Annotated in this window: 3 protein-coding genes and 1 pseudogene; 1 reads left to right on the top strand and 3 read right to left on the bottom strand. The window is 56.9% G+C overall.

Features of this window, described 5'->3' with window-relative positions; genetic code table 11:
* Positions 1-326: pseudogene (locus P0D96_RS47365) on the top strand (hypothetical protein); the annotation flags it as partial.
* A 270-nt stretch (positions 327-596) separates the two neighbouring features.
* On the opposite strand, the gene P0D96_RS47360 reads toward P0D96_RS47365, so the two are convergent.
* From P0D96_RS47360 to P0D96_RS47350, 3 genes are read right to left on the bottom strand one after another with little or no spacing between them, the layout of a single operon-like run.
* Positions 597-2360, bottom strand: a complete 1764-nt coding sequence (locus tag P0D96_RS47360) for a M4 family metallopeptidase (protein ID WP_408321164.1) — start codon at positions 2358-2360, stop codon at positions 597-599.
* A 32-nt stretch (positions 2361-2392) separates the two neighbouring features.
* Positions 2393-4012 (bottom strand): amidohydrolase family protein, encoded by a 1620-nt coding sequence (locus P0D96_RS47355; RefSeq protein WP_408321162.1) that lies wholly within the window; start codon positions 4010-4012, stop codon positions 2393-2395.
* Positions 4013-4023: 11 nt separating this feature from the next.
* On the bottom strand, positions 4024-4797 hold the full coding sequence (locus P0D96_RS47350) for a uracil-DNA glycosylase family protein (RefSeq protein WP_408321160.1): 774 nt from the start codon (positions 4795-4797) through the stop codon (positions 4024-4026).
* Positions 4798-5558: the final 761 nt, after the last annotated feature.

The raw sequence follows: 5558 nt of genomic DNA, 5'->3' as shown, positions 1-5558 counted from the left end.
CTCTCGTTCGGCTTCAACCGAAATCCGTGTTCGTCATTCAGCAAAAACCTTGTTCGGCTTCAACCGAAAACCCTGTTCGGCTTCGCCGAAATACGCACGTAAAGCGACAGAAGGCCAGCGATCAGTGGGAACTTGAAGCGCTAAGTGAGATACGGATCGGCGCGACTGAAGCCGGTGATGGAGAGAGTGGTTACCTGTCCGTAACCAAATTCACAACTGCCGCAGGGCGACAGTTCTCGATACCGTTTGCAGCGACCAACAAGTTTTCTCGCGGGAAGAGGATTTATTCGGCACCCCGACCACAGAACGGTGCCCGCGAATCTTGACGCTTGCGAGATGCAGAGTTGGCTCGCAATAGCTTTCTGCAGACGAGCGAGAGTTCTGAACGATTAGGCGAATACAGATTACCTCCGACCTGCATCTGGAAGGGTGCAACGCATTTCCCGGACTATCTTCCGTTGCAGCCGGTGTACGCCGATGTCCTGGTACTGGCTGGCGACAACGCGTCACACGGTCAGGCTGCGTCTTCGTTTGCTAACTGGCCGTCGCCCGGAGAGCCGACGGGGCCCTGCGTTAGAGCCCTTACGCGCTTACATTCAGAGAATACCTGCCGCCGAAAAACCTCGTTCCACTGCCCTCACTTTCTGCGTCAGTGCCGACCCGCTTTCGTTGCGAAACAGCGACCGGGTCGCTTGCACGACCGCGCGGCGACTATCGACGAATTGGGAGGTGCGGGACAGATGCACAGTGAGCGCAATGTAAAACATCGCAGCGAGCTGAGCAGGTGTGAACAAGTATTTTCCGCTCGCGCTGGTAGTCATGATGTTGTAAGCAGCGAAATTGTGAATCCCGCTATTGTCGTGCACCCATCCGTAGTCGTTCCGGTCGTACGTATACGGAGGCGTTGCCGCGTGGTATTCGCTCATGGTCTTCGGCTGGCTATGCAGATTCGGGTCGGATAGGCTGCGCAGCGCAGTTCCGGGCCCGTCGAAGCCCGCACCAATCTCCCAAACCCATTTTTTTAGCGGTTTGGAGAAGTTTGCAATAATGGTTCCGAAGATGTCCGAGTACGATTCATTAAGCGCACCCGACTGCGTCCGATACTCCAACCGGGATGTGTGATCGGTGACGCCATGGAACATCTCGTGGCCAACAACTTCAAGCATCGAGGCTATCGAATAGAAAGAACCATCAGGAAACTGGATCTGACCATACACCATCTGCGTTCCGTTCCAATAGGCATTACGCCACTGCTTGGCTGGCGTGGTGCCCTCCGCCCGGTCCCAGCAATTCACGGTCGAGATCATCTCGCCGCCCAGGTTGTCGATATTGTTGCGCTTTACGATGTTACGAAGAAACATCGCAACTGCGGAACCGTTCGCATGCGCACCGACTGCTTCCAAAGGCCATGTTCCGGGCGGTTTAGAGTACAAAGTCCCAGGCAGTTGACCTGATTGCGCAGTTGGGTCCTTGAAGTCAAAGCCATAGGTGGTGACGTTTAGTACAGCATCATGCAGTTGCTTCTTGCCGCCCGCGATCGCTTCCACGGTTATCTTTCGCTTGTGCTTTAAGGCATCCATGACCATTTCTTGAACGACGGCCATCGTGGCGGTTCGGGGAAGCGCTGCCAATAATCTTCCGCTATGGGCATCGACCACATAGTCCTTCAGCGGCGCATCGAAGTCCAAGCGGTCCGTCATTTTGCGTTTGCGCCGAGCCACATCCTCAATGATATAGGCGAGGCACCACGTTACATTGTCCTGATCGAAGTAGTAGTAAAGACGGGGCGTCTGATTCATTGAGCCGACAGTGCACCCGGACTCCTTCGCCGCTACTTTGAGGGCCTCGACCGGCGACACCGTAGCGACATGCCTTACCCCTTTTGGCGTGCCCAGTGATGAGCTGATAGCAAGGCACTCGTTCCCTTTGTCGAGCTCCACGGTAACCAGAGATCCGTAGACGGGAATCTTGTTGAATGTCTGCCTGAACTTGACTATTGTCGTCCCAGTCAGCGGTACGGTTTCCGTGCCCAGGCTCTGGAAATCACTCGTGCCCGTTTCGATCGCCGGACGGGCAAATTTTTTGACTGCATCGCTCTCCAGTGCCTGGTTGAGGTAGGTTCGAGCTGCCGTCTCAGGATCCAGCTTTTTAACATTGGCGGCCGCCCCGGCGGCGAATCCTTGAAACGACCCGCGATTTTGAGTCAACGCAGCGAAGGCCTTACGGCCGACTGGTTCCGAGACATCGATCGCAAATCCGGTCAGTCCAGTCATGGTTGCTGATTTTGCAGTTGCGACGCGTGCCACTTTCCGCGATGGGGCACGCGTGGCCGCCTTCTCATTCCTTTTCACGATTCTCATCCCGCTTCCCCTATCCACACTGCGCCAAATGATCACTTCACATGCAAACGCTTCACTCGGTCTTTAATCGCCTTCGGCAGGTTGATCTGCTTATCGAGCCCGGTGAGGAAGCCCGCATCGTCCACGGCGGTCATTGCGTCGAGTTCCAGCGGCCCAAGTAATTGTGACAACGGTTTTGCGGCAGCGGCGGCGAGCAGACTTTCAATCCGCGCCGGGGCGTTTCGCTCTTCATCAAATCTCGGTCTTATCGACATGCCCGCCGGCTCCTCATGATCCAATGCAAGGAACCATTGGGTTTCACCTCCGGCTGCTGCGCCGTGCCTGACGGGCTCCTGTTTCTCCAAAGCCTCCGCCAGATTTTTCAAACTCTTGAGACCATGCGCCAGGCGATCGGCTGCGTCGCGCAGCGTCAGCCGTGCCACGAGCGGGTCGACGTCTGTGCCCGAAAGATTTAGTCGCCGGGTTTCGCCTGCGATCGTCCAAGACTCCAGCATATCGGGGTTATCTGCCATCAAGGAAGGTATGCCACAGCGGCGAACTCCATCGATCATGACCAGTTCGATATCCGTTTCTCTACTCGCGATCAACTGAAGATACGGGTCCTTAGCTTTTTTACCTCGCACCACAATGAGGTCCGCTCGCTTCGATGCTTCCAGGGACCCAACGGCCTTGTCCCATCTAAGAATCTTTGCGGCATTCCTTGTCGCCATCGCCACGATCTCCAGGTTGGAGAAAACGTCGTTCGCCGTATCACTATACGCGCGAGCAACCTTCAATTCTCCAAGCAGATTCTTACTGCCGCTCGGCGACCAGTCCGAGCCGATACCGATCGTCACGCCTGCGGCCTTTGCTGCATGCACATCGGCGGTTGTTCCATACAGCAGCATATTGCTGAGCGGCGACCAGATCATCGAACCGCCGTGCCTAGCGAGGAGAGCGAAGTCGGCGGATTGCAGTGCCACGCAATGAATGCCGGCGAGAGCGCGGGTAATGGCAATTTCTCCGTTGTCGAGCTTGAGTGCGTTGAAATGGTTGCGAGCCCGCTGGTCTGTGCCTTCGCTGAGGTGCAAAAGCAGGCATGAACTGGACCGCAAATGCTTGAGAAACGCCGTTGCATCTTCCGCAACCACGTCGGCGATACGCGCTTCGGCAGCGGGAAGGTCTGGTCCGTCTGATACCTCCGCATTGCGAAGAAACCCGCGATAAAAGCGGATAATGCCCGTATTGCTGAACAAGGCGATGCCCTGCGCGGTCGTCACGCCGCCTAGCAGACACTTGCATTCAACATAACGGCTGATCGCCTCCGGGTAACTTGCCGTGCGTCCGAGCACGTTCATCGGGCCGCTGATCAGGCGACGGTAATCCGGATGTCTCGCCCAGTCGTCACGGTTCGTATAACGTTTCGGCACCTGCCAAAGCTTCAGCGCGTCGTAGCTGAGATGATTATGAAGGTCGATGAGACCCGGATAGATCGTCCCGCTGGACGTGATAATCGGCACATTTTCAAAACCGGCGGGTTTTGCGGTCGTGGCGTTCGACACCGCCGCAATCTTGTTCCCACGCACATAGATGACGCCATCGGGCAGCACCGTGTCCTGCTCGTCCATGGTTACCACCCGGCCTTGCAACGCAAATCTGATATCGGTCGTCATGAGTGCGTCCCTTAGGATTTCGGCGCAATCCAGACGAGCGTATGTCGGTCGTCATGAGCTGGACGCGAAACGCTGCTTCTGATCGGGGGTGATGACGCGCGAGCCCATGCGTCATCGCCGAGAAACGTAGGCGCGCCGAACGGCAGATCGCGTCGCGGAATTGGCGCGTAGTCGCTTTCGAGAAATTGCTGCCCATAGTTGGTCGCGGTGGCGTCACCATCCGCGTCCGGGGTCACGATCGAGTGGAGGTGTTGGATTGCCTTGTTCCACTGCTTGAGCAGGTTTGCTTCATCATGGCTGGTCGGGTGTGGGACCTGCGCTACCGGGGTTGTGCTCCTGCCAGGCCATAGATTCACCGCTTGTTGTGCCTGGACGCCGAACGCGATGATCGCTTGAAGATCGGGCCCATGCGACAGGTCGTACAGTATATTTCTCCAAGCCAGTTGCGCAGCCTCGGTGAGCACCGCCTCGCCCGAGGCTGACTCTGACGGAATCAGCGCATATGCAAATGCATTCAGACACAGGTACGAGCGCGTGATGCCGAGCTTGGCGAGGAAGCCTTGAACGCGCTGCCCCGCGTCGCCGACGAGTGTCCGTCCGGCGATCCGCTCGGTGGGCCCCGGGTCTGACGCGACGCATAGCACTTTCGCCGAGCCGTCGAGTCGGCCCCGGTAGAAGATTGGCCCCCAGTCGTACCAAAAGTGTTTCCTGGCCCCTCCAAGGTCGGGACAGACGGCGAACAGCTGGGCAAAAGCGGCTGGGGGACCCACGTCGAACTCGATCATGTTGCGTCTCCTCACCAAAGCGTTTCATTCCATTGCGTTCGATGAGAACGCATAGTGATTCATTGGTCTCGTCGAAGTAGTAATGCGTCGACCAAGGCCATACGCCGAAAAGGTTGCACTCTTTCGCATAAACAGAATGCTGCTTCCTGCAGGTAAGGAGATCGTTCTGTTTGTTTCGGCTGCTCAGGACAATCGCCGCCAAGGTGGCGGAACTTCGTGCGTTCGCGCGAGCCGATACCATGATCAGCTTCGTTGCATCGCGCGCGGCAAAACGCCTCCGACGTAGTCGCCTGCCGCTGCCATCGGGCCCAGACCATATGAAGGATAGGCAAAACAATTACAGTAACTAGTTAGGCTTTTTACCGACCTCACCTTGTGACTGAGGGTGCGATAGCGTACGGACAAACGCGCTGCGCCACGGAAGTCCCGTGGAGCACCATTCGAACGACAGTGAGCAGCGATATCTGGTTGTCCAACACGTTGGCTGCGACCCTAGATGCACAACCCAGCTGACAGGCCGCTCGTCACTGCAACTAGCGAATTGACGAGGCCAGTGTTGTTTGCAGGACATTACCCACAAATTCGCACGACCGCGATGTATCCGAAACGGCCGGCACACCGGGCTAGATCTTGCAGCTGAAATCGGTCCCCACGATGACTTCGATGTCGAACCCGTGATACTCGCAGACGTGGTTTATCGGAACTCCCTGTTCGGCGACCGCGATGGCAATCACTGAGCGGCTTCTGTTCAACGACGCCTT

Origin of the sequence: Paraburkholderia sp. RL17-347-BIC-D (assembly GCF_046027915.1) — a bacterium.
Lineage (GTDB): Bacteria > Pseudomonadota > Gammaproteobacteria > Burkholderiales > Burkholderiaceae > Paraburkholderia.
The sequence above is the reverse complement of the archived record's forward strand: the minus strand, read 5'-3'. Positions and strand labels throughout refer to the sequence as shown.

Coding starts and splice junctions, on each gene's coding strand:
- P0D96_RS47360 (WP_408321164.1), bottom strand. CDS start 2,360: ATGAGAATCGTGAAAAGGAATGAGAAGGCGGCCACGCGTGCCCCATCG.
- P0D96_RS47355 (WP_408321162.1), bottom strand. CDS start 4,012: ATGACGACCGATATCAGATTTGCGTTGCAAGGCCGGGTGGTAACCATG.
- P0D96_RS47350 (WP_408321160.1), bottom strand. CDS start 4,797: ATGATCGAGTTCGACGTGGGTCCCCCAGCCGCTTTTGCCCAGCTGTTC.